The 12,905-nt window shown below is 67.1% G+C and carries 13 protein-coding genes and 1 pseudogene; 8 read left to right on the top strand and 6 right to left on the bottom strand.

The window, feature by feature from the left end; translation table 11 throughout:
• Nucleotides 1-46: 46 nt before the first annotated feature.
• Nucleotides 47-694 (bottom strand): triose-phosphate isomerase, encoded by a 648-nt coding sequence (gene tpiA, locus ACV7JO_RS06415; protein WP_470355513.1) that lies wholly within the window; start codon nt 692-694, stop codon nt 47-49.
• Nucleotides 695-814: 120 nt separating this feature from the next.
• Here tpiA and ACV7JO_RS06410 point away from each other — a divergent pair, with 120 nt between their 5' ends.
• A complete protein-coding gene (locus ACV7JO_RS06410; RefSeq protein ID WP_470355512.1) occupies nt 815-1,372 on the top strand; it encodes a response regulator transcription factor in 558 nt (185 codons plus the stop codon).
• Here the strand turns inward: ACV7JO_RS06410 and ACV7JO_RS06405 are convergent.
• Entirely contained in the window at nt 1,369-1,896 is a 528-nt protein-coding gene (locus ACV7JO_RS06405) for a multiprotein bridging factor aMBF1 (RefSeq protein WP_470355511.1), read from the bottom strand. The two genes, ACV7JO_RS06410 and ACV7JO_RS06405, sit on opposite strands and share 4 nt — an antisense overlap.
• Nucleotides 1,897-1,985: 89 nt before the next feature.
• Here ACV7JO_RS06405 and ACV7JO_RS06400 point away from each other — a divergent pair, with 89 nt between their 5' ends.
• Nucleotides 1,986-2,396 carry a CoA-binding protein gene (locus ACV7JO_RS06400; RefSeq protein ID WP_470355510.1) on the top strand — a complete coding sequence of 137 codons (411 nt, stop codon included), beginning with the start codon at nt 1,986-1,988 and terminating at the stop codon, nt 2,394-2,396.
• Between the two features lie 3 nt (nt 2,397-2,399).
• Here ACV7JO_RS06400 and ACV7JO_RS06395 read toward each other — a convergent pair whose 3' ends face one another.
• Complete coding sequence (locus tag ACV7JO_RS06395) at nt 2,400-5,174, bottom strand: glycoside hydrolase family 3 C-terminal domain-containing protein (RefSeq protein ID WP_470355509.1); 2,775 nt, start codon at nt 5,172-5,174, stop codon at nt 2,400-2,402.
• Nucleotides 5,175-5,356: 182 nt separating this feature from the next.
• On the opposite strand from ACV7JO_RS06395, the gene ACV7JO_RS06390 reads away from it, so the two are divergent.
• The 3 genes from ACV7JO_RS06390 (at nt 5,357) to ACV7JO_RS06380 (ending at nt 7,203) form a co-directional block, all read left to right on the top strand.
• On the top strand, nt 5,357-6,412 hold the full coding sequence (locus tag ACV7JO_RS06390; protein WP_470355508.1) for a TrmB family transcriptional regulator: 1,056 nt from the start codon (nt 5,357-5,359) through the stop codon (nt 6,410-6,412).
• Nucleotides 6,413-6,590: 178 nt separating this feature from the next.
• Nucleotides 6,591-6,824: a BolA/IbaG family iron-sulfur metabolism protein gene (locus ACV7JO_RS06385; protein WP_470355507.1), complete on the top strand. Its 234-nt coding sequence runs from the start codon at nt 6,591-6,593 to the stop codon at nt 6,822-6,824.
• Nucleotides 6,825-6,864: 40 nt separating this feature from the next.
• Nucleotides 6,865-7,203: a glutaredoxin family protein gene (locus ACV7JO_RS06380; RefSeq protein ID WP_470355506.1), complete on the top strand. Its 339-nt coding sequence runs from the start codon at nt 6,865-6,867 to the stop codon at nt 7,201-7,203.
• A gap of 39 nt (nt 7,204-7,242) precedes the next feature.
• Here ACV7JO_RS06380 and ACV7JO_RS06375 read toward each other — a convergent pair whose 3' ends face one another.
• Entirely contained in the window at nt 7,243-7,419 is a 177-nt protein-coding gene (locus ACV7JO_RS06375) for a DUF5786 family protein (RefSeq protein WP_470355505.1), read from the bottom strand.
• Nucleotides 7,420-7,613: 194 nt separating this feature from the next.
• Between ACV7JO_RS06375 and ACV7JO_RS06370 the strand changes: the two genes are divergently transcribed.
• Nucleotides 7,614-9,536: a beta-CASP ribonuclease aCPSF1 gene (locus ACV7JO_RS06370; RefSeq protein ID WP_470355504.1), complete on the top strand. Its 1,923-nt coding sequence runs from the start codon at nt 7,614-7,616 to the stop codon at nt 9,534-9,536.
• 3 nt (nt 9,537-9,539) lie between these two features.
• Here the strand turns inward: ACV7JO_RS06370 and ACV7JO_RS06365 are convergent, their stop codons facing one another.
• Nucleotides 9,540-10,262 carry a profilin-fold protein gene (locus ACV7JO_RS06365; protein WP_470355503.1) on the bottom strand — a complete coding sequence of 241 codons (723 nt, stop codon included), beginning with the start codon at nt 10,260-10,262 and terminating at the stop codon, nt 9,540-9,542.
• Nucleotides 10,263-10,371: 109 nt separating this feature from the next.
• Between ACV7JO_RS06365 and ACV7JO_RS06360 the strand changes: the two genes are divergently transcribed.
• Both ACV7JO_RS06360 and ACV7JO_RS06355 read left to right on the top strand, forming a co-directional pair.
• Nucleotides 10,372-10,518 carry a hypothetical protein gene (locus ACV7JO_RS06360; RefSeq protein WP_470355502.1) on the top strand — a complete coding sequence of 49 codons (147 nt, stop codon included), beginning with the start codon at nt 10,372-10,374 and terminating at the stop codon, nt 10,516-10,518.
• A 64-nt stretch (nt 10,519-10,582) separates the two neighbouring features.
• Nucleotides 10,583-11,802: pseudogene (locus ACV7JO_RS06355) on the top strand (LEA/WHy family protein).
• Between the two features lie 8 nt (nt 11,803-11,810).
• Here the strand turns inward: ACV7JO_RS06355 and ACV7JO_RS06350 are convergent.
• Complete coding sequence (locus tag ACV7JO_RS06350; RefSeq protein ID WP_470355501.1) at nt 11,811-12,845, bottom strand: PhoU domain-containing protein; 1,035 nt, start codon at nt 12,843-12,845, stop codon at nt 11,811-11,813.
• Between the last annotated feature and the right edge of the window lie 60 nt (nt 12,846-12,905).

Raw genomic sequence — 12,905 nt, 5'->3', positions numbered from 1 at the left:
TATACCCCACAATACACGACACCGGTCGAAAAAAGCGCCGCCGCGTTCAGGCCAGCGGGGCGACGAGGTCTTCGAGGGCCGCCCGCGGGTCGTCGGCCTTGGCGACGCCGCTGGCGAGCAGGACGCCCGTCGCGCCGAGGTCGCTCGCCGAGACGAGGTCCTCGCCCGTGGAGATGCCGGCCCCACAGAGCACGTCCACGTCGCCGTCGACGCGGGCCGCGGCGTCGACCGCGCCGGTGACGATGTCCGGGTCGGCCTGACTGACCGGCGTCCCCGTCCCGATGAGCTCCGGCGGTTCGACGGCGACGGCGTCCGGACCGAGCGCGGCCGCGGCACCTATCTGCCCGGGGTTGTTCGCACAGACGATGGTTTCGAGGTCGGCCCGCTCGGCGGCCTCCAGCGAGCCGTCGATGTCGGCCAACTTCAGGCGGTTCTCCGAGTGGTTCAGCAGCGTTCCGACCGCGCCGGCGTCGGCGGCGGCCTCGGCCAGCGTGCTCCCGGTGTGGCTGCCGTGTCCGTTCGGGCTGACGTGCTGGGCCCACGTCTCGACGCCGGTGTCGGCGACGGATTCGATGTGTGCCGCTTGCGGGGCGACGGCCACGCGGACGCCGGCGTCGTCGGCCACGTCGGCCGCCGCGGTCGCTACTTCGACTGGGTCGCACGGATACGCCTTCAGGTTGACGAGAACGAACATGCATGCACAACCGACGGCGGCCCGCAAATAGGTTGTGCGGGTGCTGTTGCCACACCCCGCGAGCACGGCGTCCGGGGAGGATTAATACAGGCGGACGTTGAACGGTACGATAGACCAGCCGTGACCGCCCGGGACGACGCGACGACAGTACTCGTCGTCGAGGACGAACAGCACCTCGCCGACCTCTACACCGACTACTTGGCCGACAGCTACGACGTGCGGACGGCCTACAGCGGCGAGGAGGGTATCGAACTGCTCGGTCCCGGCGTCGACGTGGTCCTGCTTGACCGGCGGATGCCCGTCGTCTCCGGCAACGAGGTGCTCGCACACATCGAGGAGCGGGGCCTCCGGTGTCGCGTCGCCATGGTGACCGCGGTCAACCCCGACTTCGACATCATCGAGATGGGCGTCGACGACTACCTCGTCAAGCCGGTCACGCGGGCAGACCTCCGCGAGATAGTCGAGCGCCTCCGAAAGATAGCCGAGTACAACGACCGCCTCCAGCGGCTCACCTCGCGGAAGCTCAAGCGCAACGTCCTACAGGTCGAGAAGACCCAGTCGGAACTGCGCGAGAGCGAGCGCTACGAGCAGTTACAGGCGGAAATCGCGGAACTGGAGACTGCGGTCGACAGCCTCGCCGACGACTTGGACGTCGAGGAGCGGGACCTCCGGCTCTAATCCTTCCGCTCGACCACGTCACCGAGGGTGTAGCTCCCCTCGCTGGACCCGCCGGACCACTCCGTCTCCTCGGCGCTGCTCCCGGCGCTCAGGGTTATCTCCAGCGCGCGTTCGAGCTTGGTCTGTACGTCGTCGCTGGGCAGGGACTTGCCCTGTTCGAGCTTGCGGATGAGGCTGGCCTTCTCGTTGAGCTGTTTCGCCAGTTCTTCCTGACTGAGGCCGCGGGACTCCCGGGCGTTCCGGATGCGGTCGTCGTAGTCCTGTGCGAGTTCGTCCATCTCGTCGAACATGTCCCGGCGGCGGCCCCCGCCCGACCCGCCGCTCGACGAGGCGCTGCTCGACGACGAGGACCCCGACCCGCTCGACAACGTCGAGTACTTCGTCGAGGTCGTCGAGGACTGCTCCTCGGTTTTGACCTCCGTGCCGAAGTCGGTACACTCGTCGCAGACGTCGAGTTCGGCCCCCTCGATTTTGACGCGGTTCGGAGAGGAGACCTCCGTCCCGCACATCTCGCACTGAACCATATGCCGGCTTGGAGAGGCCACGGTATAAATGGTGCGCTGGTCGGTGAATCGCCCGACCGCTTTTGTCCGTGCCCGGCGTACCGCCGCGTATGCCAGTCACCGACGACGACGAACTCAGCGAGATACTCGACCGGAAGCGCGTGGCGGTCGTTGGCTGTTCGACTTCCGCCGGCAAGGACGCCCACGAGATACCGAAGTACCTCCGCGAGCAGGGGTACGACGTGGTCCCGGTCAATCCCTTCGCCGACGAGATATTCGGCCAGACCGCCTACGACTCGCTTGCGGACGTGCCCGGCGAGATAGACATCGTCGACGTGTTCCGACCGAGCGACGAGGTCAGCGACATCGTCGACGCCGCGCTCGAACGCGACGAGGACGCCGTCATCTGGCTCCAGTTGGGCATCCACGACGACGAGGCCGTGGCCCGCGCCGAGGCCGCCGGGCGACAGGTGGTGCAGGACCGCTGTATGAAGCCGACCCACCAGCGGCTGAAGGCCTAGGGATCACTCCCGAATCTGTCGCACCGCTTCGGCGGCGATACCGACGAGGGCCGCGCCCATCGTAAAGCCGGGCCCCGACCCACCCGTCGTGGACGCCGCCGTCGACTGCGACGCCTCGGTGTCGGCGTCCGTCGTCTCCGCGGGGGTGGCCGTCTCGGTCGCCTGCTCCGAGTCCGCCCCGCCGTCGGAACTCGCCGTCGACAGCGACTCGACTATCTCGACGGCTGCCTCGCCGCGGATGTCGCGCGACGACGCACCGACGAGAACGTCAAACACGCCGTTCTCGACCCTCCACGAGTCCGTCTCGGTCGACCAGTACTGGAAGGCGTCCGCGCCCAGCGACACCTCGACGGTACGGGTCTCGCCGGCCGGAATCTCCACTTTCCGGATGCCTTTCAGTTCCTTCGGCGGCCGCTCGACCACCGGGTCTCGCTCACCGACGTACACCTGTACAGCCTCGCGAGCGGTCACGTCGCTGGTGTTGGTCACGTCGACGCTGACGGTGACGCCCTCCTCGGGCGTCGTCGCTTCACGGGACAGCGAGACCGACCCGTACTCGAAGTCGGCGTAGGACTCCCCGTGGCCGAAGGGAAACAGCGGTTCGATGCCCGCCTGGTCGAAGTGCCGATAGCCGACGAACACGCCCTCGTCGTAGAAGACGTTGCCGTCGACGCCGGGGTAGGCGCGCCCCTCGTCGGGGAGTGACGTGACCTCGCCGGGGAGGTAGTCGCTCAGCGACACCGCGAAGGTGACCGGCGTCTTCCCCGAGGGGACCACGTCGCCAAACAGGAGTTTCGCCACGGCGGTCCCCGCCTCCTGTCCGGGGAACCACGTCTGCATGATGGCGGGCACGTCGTCGACCCACGGCATCGCCACGGGCGTCTCGGTGTTCAGCAGGAGGACGGTGTCATCGTTCGCGGCGGCCACCTGCGAAACGAGTTCCTCCTGATTGCCCGGCAGCGAGAACTCGTGTCGGTCGTCGCCGTAGAACGTGTCGCTGCGGGCGAGGACGACGGCCACGTCCGCTTGGGCCACCGCGTCGACGGCCGCCTCGATTGCGGACGGACGGTTCCACTTGAGCGTGACCGGGGCCGTCCCGACGGCGTCGACGCGAATCTCGTACGTCTCGCCCGCTTCCAAGGTCAGTGCCGCCTCCTCGCCTTTCGGGCCGGCGAACCCGCCACCCTCGTTGTCGACGACGGTCTCCCCGTCGACAGTGAGGCTGCTGGCGGCTTGACTGGTGAGCGTGAACGCGAACGTTCCCGATTCGGGGGCGGTGAGCGTCGCCTCCCACCGGATGGTGACGGTGTCGCCGTCGAGGGCGTCGCGTTCCTCGCCGGTCAGTTCGACCGCGTCGACGCGGTCGCTCCGTGCCGGAGACCCTGACCAGTCGCCGTTGGCGTACACCCGCTGGGTGAACCCATCACCCCCGTTCCCCGAGGCGGGCGTGAAGGCGGCGGGCCCGGCAAGTTCGGATTGGTCCGTCGACACCGTTGTCACCGACACGTCGTCGGCGACCTGTTCGATGCCTTCCGTGAGGCCGACCCGCCGGAGCGCAGTGACGGTGTCGCTGCCGCCGACGCCCTCCTTGAACGCCTCCGGCGTCGGACCGACGACGGCGATGTCGCTCACGCCGTCGCTCAACGGCAACAGGTCCTCCTCGTTCTTGAGGAGGACCGATCCCTCCTCGGCCATCCGCTCCGCGAGCGCGAAGTGTTCGTCGGTCCCGCGGGCGGGTTCGCTCCCGACGCGGTCTCCGTCGAGTGCGCCGATTTCCTGTTGGGACCGGAGGCCCCGCAGGACCTGTCGGTCAACGACGCCCTCGCGCAATCGGTCGGCTTCGACGGCCGACGCCAGCGACTCCCCGAAGTAGTTCTCCGACGGCATCTCGATGTCCAACCCGCTAACCGCCGCGTCGACGGTGCTGTGGGTCCCGCCCCAGTCGGAGACGACGAACCCCTCGAACCCCCATTCCTCGCGCAGAATCTCTTCGAGGAGGTAGTCGTGTTCCGAGCAGTAGGTCCCGTTGATACGGTTGTAGGCGGGCATGACCGCGCCGGCGTCGCCTTCGGTGACCGCCTCGCGGAAGGGCGGGCAGTAGATCTCCCGGAGCGCCCGCTCGCTCACCACGACGTTGTGCTCGGAGGTGGAGAAGTAGTCGGAGACGTTCCCGGTCGTACTCGCCTGATTGTACGCGACGAAGTGTTTCAGCGTCGCGACGACGCCCTCGGACTGGACCGCCGACGTGTACTCTCGAGCCATTTGTGACGAGAGGTACGGGTCCTCGCCGTACGTCTCGCCGCCACGGGCGTGTAGCGGGACGCGGAACGTGTCCATCGCCGGCCCGAGGAGAATCTGGACGTCCCCGTCTTTCACTTCGCGGGCGATTGCCGCGCCCTGTCGTGCCGGCAACTCGGGGTCGAACGTCGCCGCGACGGCGATCGGATGGGGAAACGCCGTGGTCGGGTCCCCCAACCGCGCGCCCGTGGGCCCGTCGGCCATCCCCATCCCGGGCACGTTGAGGCGTTCGACGCCTTCGAGGTAGCCCGCGATGCCGCTCGGGCCGCCGCTGCCGCCGTGTGTCCGACGCACTTTCTCCTCTAAGGTCATCTCCGAGACGAGCGCCGCGAGGTCGTCGGTGTCCTCCTGTGCGGCCGTCACACCCGCCGCGCCGACGAGACCGCTCGCCGCCGCCAACGCCCCGGTCGTTCGCATGAACGTTCGCCGGGACGTGCCAGTCCCGTCATCACCGTCAGTCAGGTTTGGTTCGTCCGCCATCGAAAGCACGAATTACACGCCGATAAATAAACATTTGGATGATTATTGACCCAAAAATTTGAAAATATTTTTCGAAGTCGCCAAATTTTTTCGTTCAGCCGTCTTCTCCCCGGAAGTTGTCACCTCCGATATACGGAAGCGACACAGTGATTACGGGGCCTCCGTCAGTGTGGCCTACCTCCATGGGTCAGGACACCTCCCTCGTCGACCGCCTCCAGCAGTTCGGGTTCACCGAGACCGAAGCCAGCGTCTACCTCGCGGTGGTGGAACGCGGCGAAGCGACGCCGAGTACCATCGCCTCCGCCGCCGGCGTCTCCCCGAGTTACGTCTATCAACTCTGTACCCGACTCGAACAACACGGCGTCGTCTCCGTCGAGGACCATCACTCGCCGACGCGGGTGCGGGCCGCCCCGCCTTCGGAGGCGCTCCAAGCCCGCTTGGAGACGATGAGCGAGACGATGTCAGAAGTGGCCGACCGATACGAGCGGCCCTCGAACGACCTCGAGGCGCTGGAAGTGGTCCGTTCGCGGCCGACCCTGCACAAGCGGTTCAGGCAGGCCATCGAGAGCGCCACCGACGAGGTGTTCGCGGCCGTCCCCGCGGAGACGGTTCCGGAGATAGCCGACGCGCTCGAGGACGCGGTCGACCGGGACGTGTTCGTCTTGCTCGCTATCGCCGGGTCGACGGAGGCGTTCCCGAACGAGACGCTGTCTACCGTCGCCACCGTCGTCCGGTCGTGGGTCACGGGGCTGACGGCGTATCTTACGGCGGACCAGTCCCGCGGCATCATCTCCCCGTCGGAGATGCTCGACTGGAAACACGGCGACGCGGAGGCGATACACTTCGAGAACCGCTCGGTCGCGCTCTCGGTCGAGAGCGCGTTTCTGGGCACGGTGTGGCCCGCCTCGGAGGAACTACTGGTCCGTCGGCCCACCCCGCTCCCCGACTCCTACGATAGTTTCAGGCGGGCCGTCTACGACGCGACGCTCCACCACCGAGCGGGGCGGGATGTCGCCGTGACCTTCCGGGCCCGCCCCGCGAAGACGGCGGAGACGCCGACGGAGCGGACAGGCGTGCTGGTGGGGACCAGACAGGGCCTCGTCGGGGAACGCGACGTGAAGTTCGGGATGGAGAACACCATCCTCGTCGAGACGGACGCGGGCGAGGTCAGCGTGGGCGGCCTCGGTGCGTTCCTCGAAGACTACGAAGCGGAACACCTCTCGCTCAAACCGCTGTAGGTCGCTCCGGAGCGCGCCCCGACCCGACCTCAGTCCGCACAGGGGTTCGGGAGGCGGTCCGCGGCGACGGCGGTGTCGTCGCCGCGCCGGTCGACGAGTGAGCACACCCCCAAACCGACCCCGGCGAGTCGTCCCGGAGAAGCCAACCGTTTTCATCGTCGGCGGCCTCCGTTCGCCCATGGACGCGGACGAAGTCGCGGCGCTCATCGAGTCGGACCTGCCCGAAGCGGAGGCGACCGTCACCACGCCCCGGGACCCGGACGACGACAAGCACTACGCGGTCGAGGTGGTCTCGCCCGCCTTCGAGGGGGAGTCGCTGGTCGACCAGCACCAACTCGTCCACGACGCGCTGGGCGAGCACCTCACGCGAGACATCCACGCCATCGAACTCACCACGCGGACGCCGGAGTAGCGCCGACACGTCTTTGTCGCCGGACCCGCTACGAGCAGTCATGTCGTTCGAACCCGAGACGCTCTCGTCCGAAGAGGTTGAGTCGAAGGTCGCCGAAGCAATCGAGAACAACGAGGTGGCCCTGTTCATGAAGGGGTCGGAGATGATGCCCCAGTGTGGCTACTCGCGGAAGGCGCTGGGACTCATCAAGCGTCACCGCGATGACGTGGCGACCGTCGACGTGCTCAAGGCGACGGACGCCTACCGCGAGGAGCTGTCGGAGCGAAGCGGCCGCGAGACGATTCCCCAGACGTTCGTCGACGGCGAGTTCGTCGGCGGTAGCGACATCCTCGAACAGTTAGAGGAGAACGGCGACCTCGCCGAGACGCTGAGCGCGTAAGCCGACTGCTGCGGGCGGACACGGCCCGGGACTGCGACGCTACTCCTCGTCGTCTTTCATCTCGCCCAGCCGGTCGACGAGGGCGTCGGTCGACGCGTCCGTCTCGAAGGAGACGCTACCGTCGTGGTCGTTTTCGTGGACGGCGACGCCGTCGCTGTCGTCGGCGTCGACGTCTTGGTCCTGCTGTTCGGACTCGTCGTAGCTACCGAATCCCATGTGTGTATCCGGCGGAGTCCGCCACAAAAATCGGACGGTCGACGCCGGGGCCGAGGCGTGGTATCGCGTCACCAGCACCGCGGTACCGACGCACGTGGAAGCAAAGACTCTTGTTCGTGCTCGGCATTCCATCCAACAACGACCGCGGAGCCGTTGTTCTGCGACGGCCACAGTCTGATCGTCGATTTCCATTCATGAGTACTGCAGACGAGGCACTTGACAGGATACGAGCACAGGTCGAAGAGGAGTTACCGGGGGACATCAGCGTCGAGTCGGTGACCTTCGAGGGGCCGGAGTTGGTCGTCTACACGCCGGACGCGAAGACAGTCGCCAACCGCGACGGCATCGTGCGCAACCTCGCACAGACGCTGCGAAAGCGCATCACCGTCCGGCCGACCCCGAACGCGTTGGTCCCACAGGACGAGGCGCAGGCCCGGATTCAGGAACTCATCCCCGAGGACGCCGGCGTCCAGAACCTCGATTTCGACGCCGAGACCGGCGAGGTGTTCATCGAGGCCGAGAAGCCCGGCCGGGTCATCGGCCGCCACGGCGAGACGCTGGACCAGATCTCCGCCAGCGTCGGCTGGACGCCCGAAGTCGTGCGCACGCCGCCCATGGAGTCGAGTACCGTCTCGAACGTCCGGAACTTCCTGAAACAGGAGCGCGACGAGCGCCGGGACATCCTCGAACGCGTCGGCCGCGGTATCAACCGGCCGATGACCGCCGAGGACGACTGGGTCCGCCTGACGACGCTGGGCTGCTGTCGGGAGGTCGGGCGCGCGTCGTTCATCCTCTCGACGCCCGAGTCCCGCATCCTCATCGACTGCGGCGACAAGCCCGGCGCGGCCGGCGAGGTGCCGTACCTCCAAGTTCCCGAGGCGCTGGCGGCCGGTCCCAACTCCATCGACGCCGTCGTACTCACCCACGCCCACCTCGACCACTCGGCGCTCATCCCCATCCTGTTCAAGTACGGCTACGACGGGCCCATCTACACCACCGCGCCGACGCGGGACCTGATGGGGCTGCTCCAACTGGACTACCTCGACGTGGCCGCGAAGGAGGGGCGCGCCCCGCCCTACGAGAGCCAGCAGGTCCGGGACGCCCTGAAACACACCATCCCGCTGGAGTTCGGCAACGTCACCGACATCGCGCCCGACGTGAAGCTGACGATGCACAACGCCGGTCACATCCTCGGCTCGGCGGTGTGTCACTTCCACATCGGCGAGGGCCGGTACAACGTCGCCTTCTCCGGGGACATCCACTACAAGGACACCCGCCTGCTCGACGGCGCGGTCAACGACTTCCCGCGCGTGGAGACGCTGGTGTTGGAGTCCACCTACGGCGGCAAGAACGACTACCAGACCGACCAAGAGGACTCCGAGCGAGTGCTGCGTCGCGTCATCAACGAGGCCCACGAGCGGGGCGGCCACATCCTCATCCCGGCGTTCGCCGTCGGCCGCTCGCAGGAACTGATGCTCGTCTTGGAGGAGGCGATGCGCGAGGGCGACATCCCGACGATGCCCGTCTACCTCGACGGGATGATACGGGAGGCGACGGCCATCCACACCGCCTACCCCGAGTACCTGCGCGAGGACCTTCGCCAGCGCATCCTCTACGACGACGAGAACCCGTTCCTCGCCGACCAGTTCGCGCAGGTCGACGGCGGCGACGAGATGCGACAGGACATCGTCGACGAGGACCCGGCTATCATCCTCACCACGTCGGGGATGGTCACCGGCGGTCCCGTGATGTCGTGGCTGCGCCTGCTCGGGGGCGACCCCGACAACACGATGATGTTCGTCGGCTATCAGGCCGAGGGGACGCTCGGCCGCCAGATTCAGCGCGGGCAAGACGAGATTACGCTCTCGGACGGTACCGGTCCCCGCGCCGACCGCGTCAGCCTGAAGATGGAGGTCGAGACGGTCGACGGCTTCTCGGGCCACGCCGACCGGCAGGGGCTGGAGACGTTCGTCGAGACGATGCACCCCCGGCCCGAGAAGGTCCTCTGTGTCCACGGCGACGAGTCCTCGACGAACCAGCTCTCGTCGGCGCTGTACCAGAAGTTCAACATGCGGACGTTCAACCCCAAGAACTTGGAGACGTTCCGGTTCGTCTGAGGGCTACATCTCGACGGTGCCGAGGTCCGACTCCAACTCGGCCACGTGGTCGTTGTAGGCCGCGACGAACCCGCGGAACCGCGGGACGTACTCGCGGATGTCGGCCGCCGACGGCGGTTCGTACTGCGAGAGCAGGTACAGCCCGTTCGACCCGCCGACGCGTAGATACGACGCGCCGTCGGTATCCCATTTCAGTTCCCACCGCGTGGCGTCGACCCGCGTCGAGAACGTCCCGTAATCGCCGCCTTCGTAGCGCCGGAGTTCGCCAGCGATTCGGTCACAGACCTCCCGGACGCGCCCGAGTACGCGGTCGCGCTCGCCGACGACGCCGTCCGTGGTCGCCACCTCTGGGAAGTCGGTCTCTACGTCGTCCAACAGGCCGTCGAGCGAGTCGATGCGCTCGTTGAACCCGCGCACGAAGGCGTCGTAGTCCGCCAGCGCGTCGGCGAAGGGTTCGGGTTCCGGTGGTTGTTTCGTCGAGACGACGTACACCTCGTCGCCCCGTCCCGGGTCGAACCGGAGGTATTCGAGGTCGCCGCCCTCGTACTTGACCGTCCACTCGCCGCGGTCGGTATCGACGGTCGCGCTGCCGTAGTCGCCGCCCTCCAGCCGCGCGAGTCGGTACGCGACCCGCCCGGCGTGGTCCCGGACCGCGGCGACGAGGTCGTCCCGCCGGTCGGCGACCGCGCTCACGTCCGTCGGGTCGGTCGGTGGCCAGTCTGTCACACCCGAGACTGCACTCCCACGGACATAACCGGCGCGGTCCGACTGCCCGCGGCGACGGCCCGGTTCCCCGGAAACTATTTAGAGGTGCGTGTAGTTAGTTACTCGCAGAGTGAGTAACCAAATTGACGGGGCGGCCGACGCGGACGGACCGACGGCTGACACGGACGACTCGGTGACCGACCACCTCGACGACATCGACGACGGCTGTGGCTGTGCCGAGGTCTGGGAGCACACCAGCGAGCGGCGTCAGGAGTAGGGCCGGACACCGTCCGGGACAGGCCACAGGACATTTATCCGCCCGCGAGAGACCGTGAGGCGACATGGTCGGGAAGCTGAAACTGGTCGGTATCGGCGTCGCCGCCCTCGCGATCCTCGGTGCCGGCGCGTTCGCGCTGGGCGTGGTCGGGACGCCCGCCGTCGTCGGCGTCGAGAACCACTTCGGGACCGTCTCGGCGGAGACGACGACTATCGGGACGAATCTCACGGTGAGCAACCCCAACCCCGTCGGCGTCGACCTCGGCGGCGTCACGGTCAACTACACCGTGGCGATGAACGACGTGCGAATCGCCAACGGGACGAAAGCGGGCGTCGCCGTCGCCGCCGGGAACTCGACGGTACCGTTCGCCACGCGGATGCGCAACGACCGCATCCCAGCGTGGTGGTACACCCACGTCCGGAACGGCGAGCGGACGACGGTGGCTATCGACGCGAGCGTCCGGTCGTCGACGCTCGGGCGCTCCGTTGCCGTCACGCAGAACCGCTCGGTCGAGACCGACATCGTCAGTCAGTTCAACTCCACGGAGACGCGCCCGGTGAACGCGAGCCAACCGCTCGTCTCCGACCCGGTCCTATACGTCAACGAGACGAGCGGCGCGTGGGACCAGTCTGAACTGACCCGCGAGACGACCCCCTCGACCTCGGATTCACCGTCTACAACCCCAAGCCCTTCCCATACACGGTCTCGAAAATCGGCTACACCATCTCGATGAACGACGTCACCGTCGGCGAGGGCGAGACCGACAGCGGCTACGTCGTCGAACCCGGGACGACCGAGACCATCGAGACCGACACCGCGATACAGAACGCTCGCCTCGACGACTGGTGGGTCAGCCACCTCGAACGCAACCAAGTGACCGACGTGTACATCGACTTCTACCTCGTGTTGGAGGGCGGCGGCGAGTCCTATCGCGTCGACCTCGACGCCATCGACTACGAGAAGCGCATCGAGACGGACATCTTCGGTAACAAGGCGACGTACCCGACCGGCGACGGCGAGACCGGTGACGGGGAGAGCGACGGCGAGGACGACACCGCCACTCCGACGCCGACGCCCACGGAGACCGCGACCGACGGCGGCCTGTTGGACGGCGACGGGACGGCGACCGGGACCGAGACTGAAACCACGACTGAGGCCGCCACCGATGGCGGACTCGTCGACGGCGACGGGACGGCGACTGACTCGCCGACCGAGACGCCGACCCCGACGCCCACCGCAACGCCGGCGGACGACTCGACCCCGACTGACGACGGCCTCCTCTGACCTCGCGGTTACCGAATCGTCGTGTGTTCGGACTCCTCGTTCAGCGCGAGGTTCGTTGCTATCTCGGCGTTCCGGACGGCGTACTCCGCGGTCTGCTGGAGACTGACCAGCACTTCTCGGACCTGTAGCAGCGACTCGTTGTCCATCTCCGGGAGGTCGTTCAGTATCTCGTGTTCTTTGTCGCCGATGTCGCGGTACATCTCACTGACCTCGATGGCCGCGTCGTAGTCGCGGTTAACCGCCGCCTGCACGGCGTGTTCGGTTATCTCGTTGACTTGGTCGGTGAACTCCCGGATGCGCCGCATCGTCGAGCTATCGACCGCCAGCGCGTGGTCCTCGGCCTCCAGCGCGATGTCGGCGATGTCCTCGGCGTTGTCGGCGGTGAGTTCGAGGTTCTTGGCGATAGAGCGGTAGCCGATGAGCGGGAAGCCGTCCTCCAGCCCCACGGCCCGCGCGAGGTTCGGGTTCTGGTAGGCCGTGAAGATGAGGCGAAGCAGGAGGACGAATATCTTGTTGGCTTGGCGCTCGCGGTTCAGCGCCCGCTGGGCGAGGTCTGGGTTCCCGTGAGCCAGCGATTTGATGGCCTCGTTTCGCATCGTCGACCCCGTCGACTCCAGCCGTTCGAGCAGGTTGTCGAGCGTGAAGTCCTCCGGGTCGACGGAACACCGGATAGCGATGCGTTCGGGTGTCTCCTCGATGACGCCCAGCCCCATCAGCTGTGTCTCGGCGTTGTAGACCGCGTTGATGTGCGAGGATTCGAGCGTGTCGCCCTCCGGTGCCTCGACGTGGATGACGCGCCGGCCGAGGACGTACTGGGCCACGATGGCCCGCTCGACGGCGTCGGCGTTGAGGTCCTCGGCGTGGATGGTCGCCTCCGACTCCTCCGTCTGGACGGATTCGGGCATCACGGTCAGCGTGCCTTTCCCGCCCATGCGGAGCGAGACCTCGTCGCCCTTCTCGACGTCGTGTTCGCTGGCCCACTCCGCAGGGAGCGTCATCGCCAGCGTTGACGGCCCCAACCGCTGGACTTTCCGGGTTTCCATATGTCCTATCATCTTCCCCACCGGCCTTAATCTTGACTATACGCCAATTAATGCCGGAAG

This window comes from Haloarcula sp. MBLA0138 (assembly GCF_055632455.1).
This window is presented reverse-complemented; position numbering and strand designations above follow the sequence as displayed.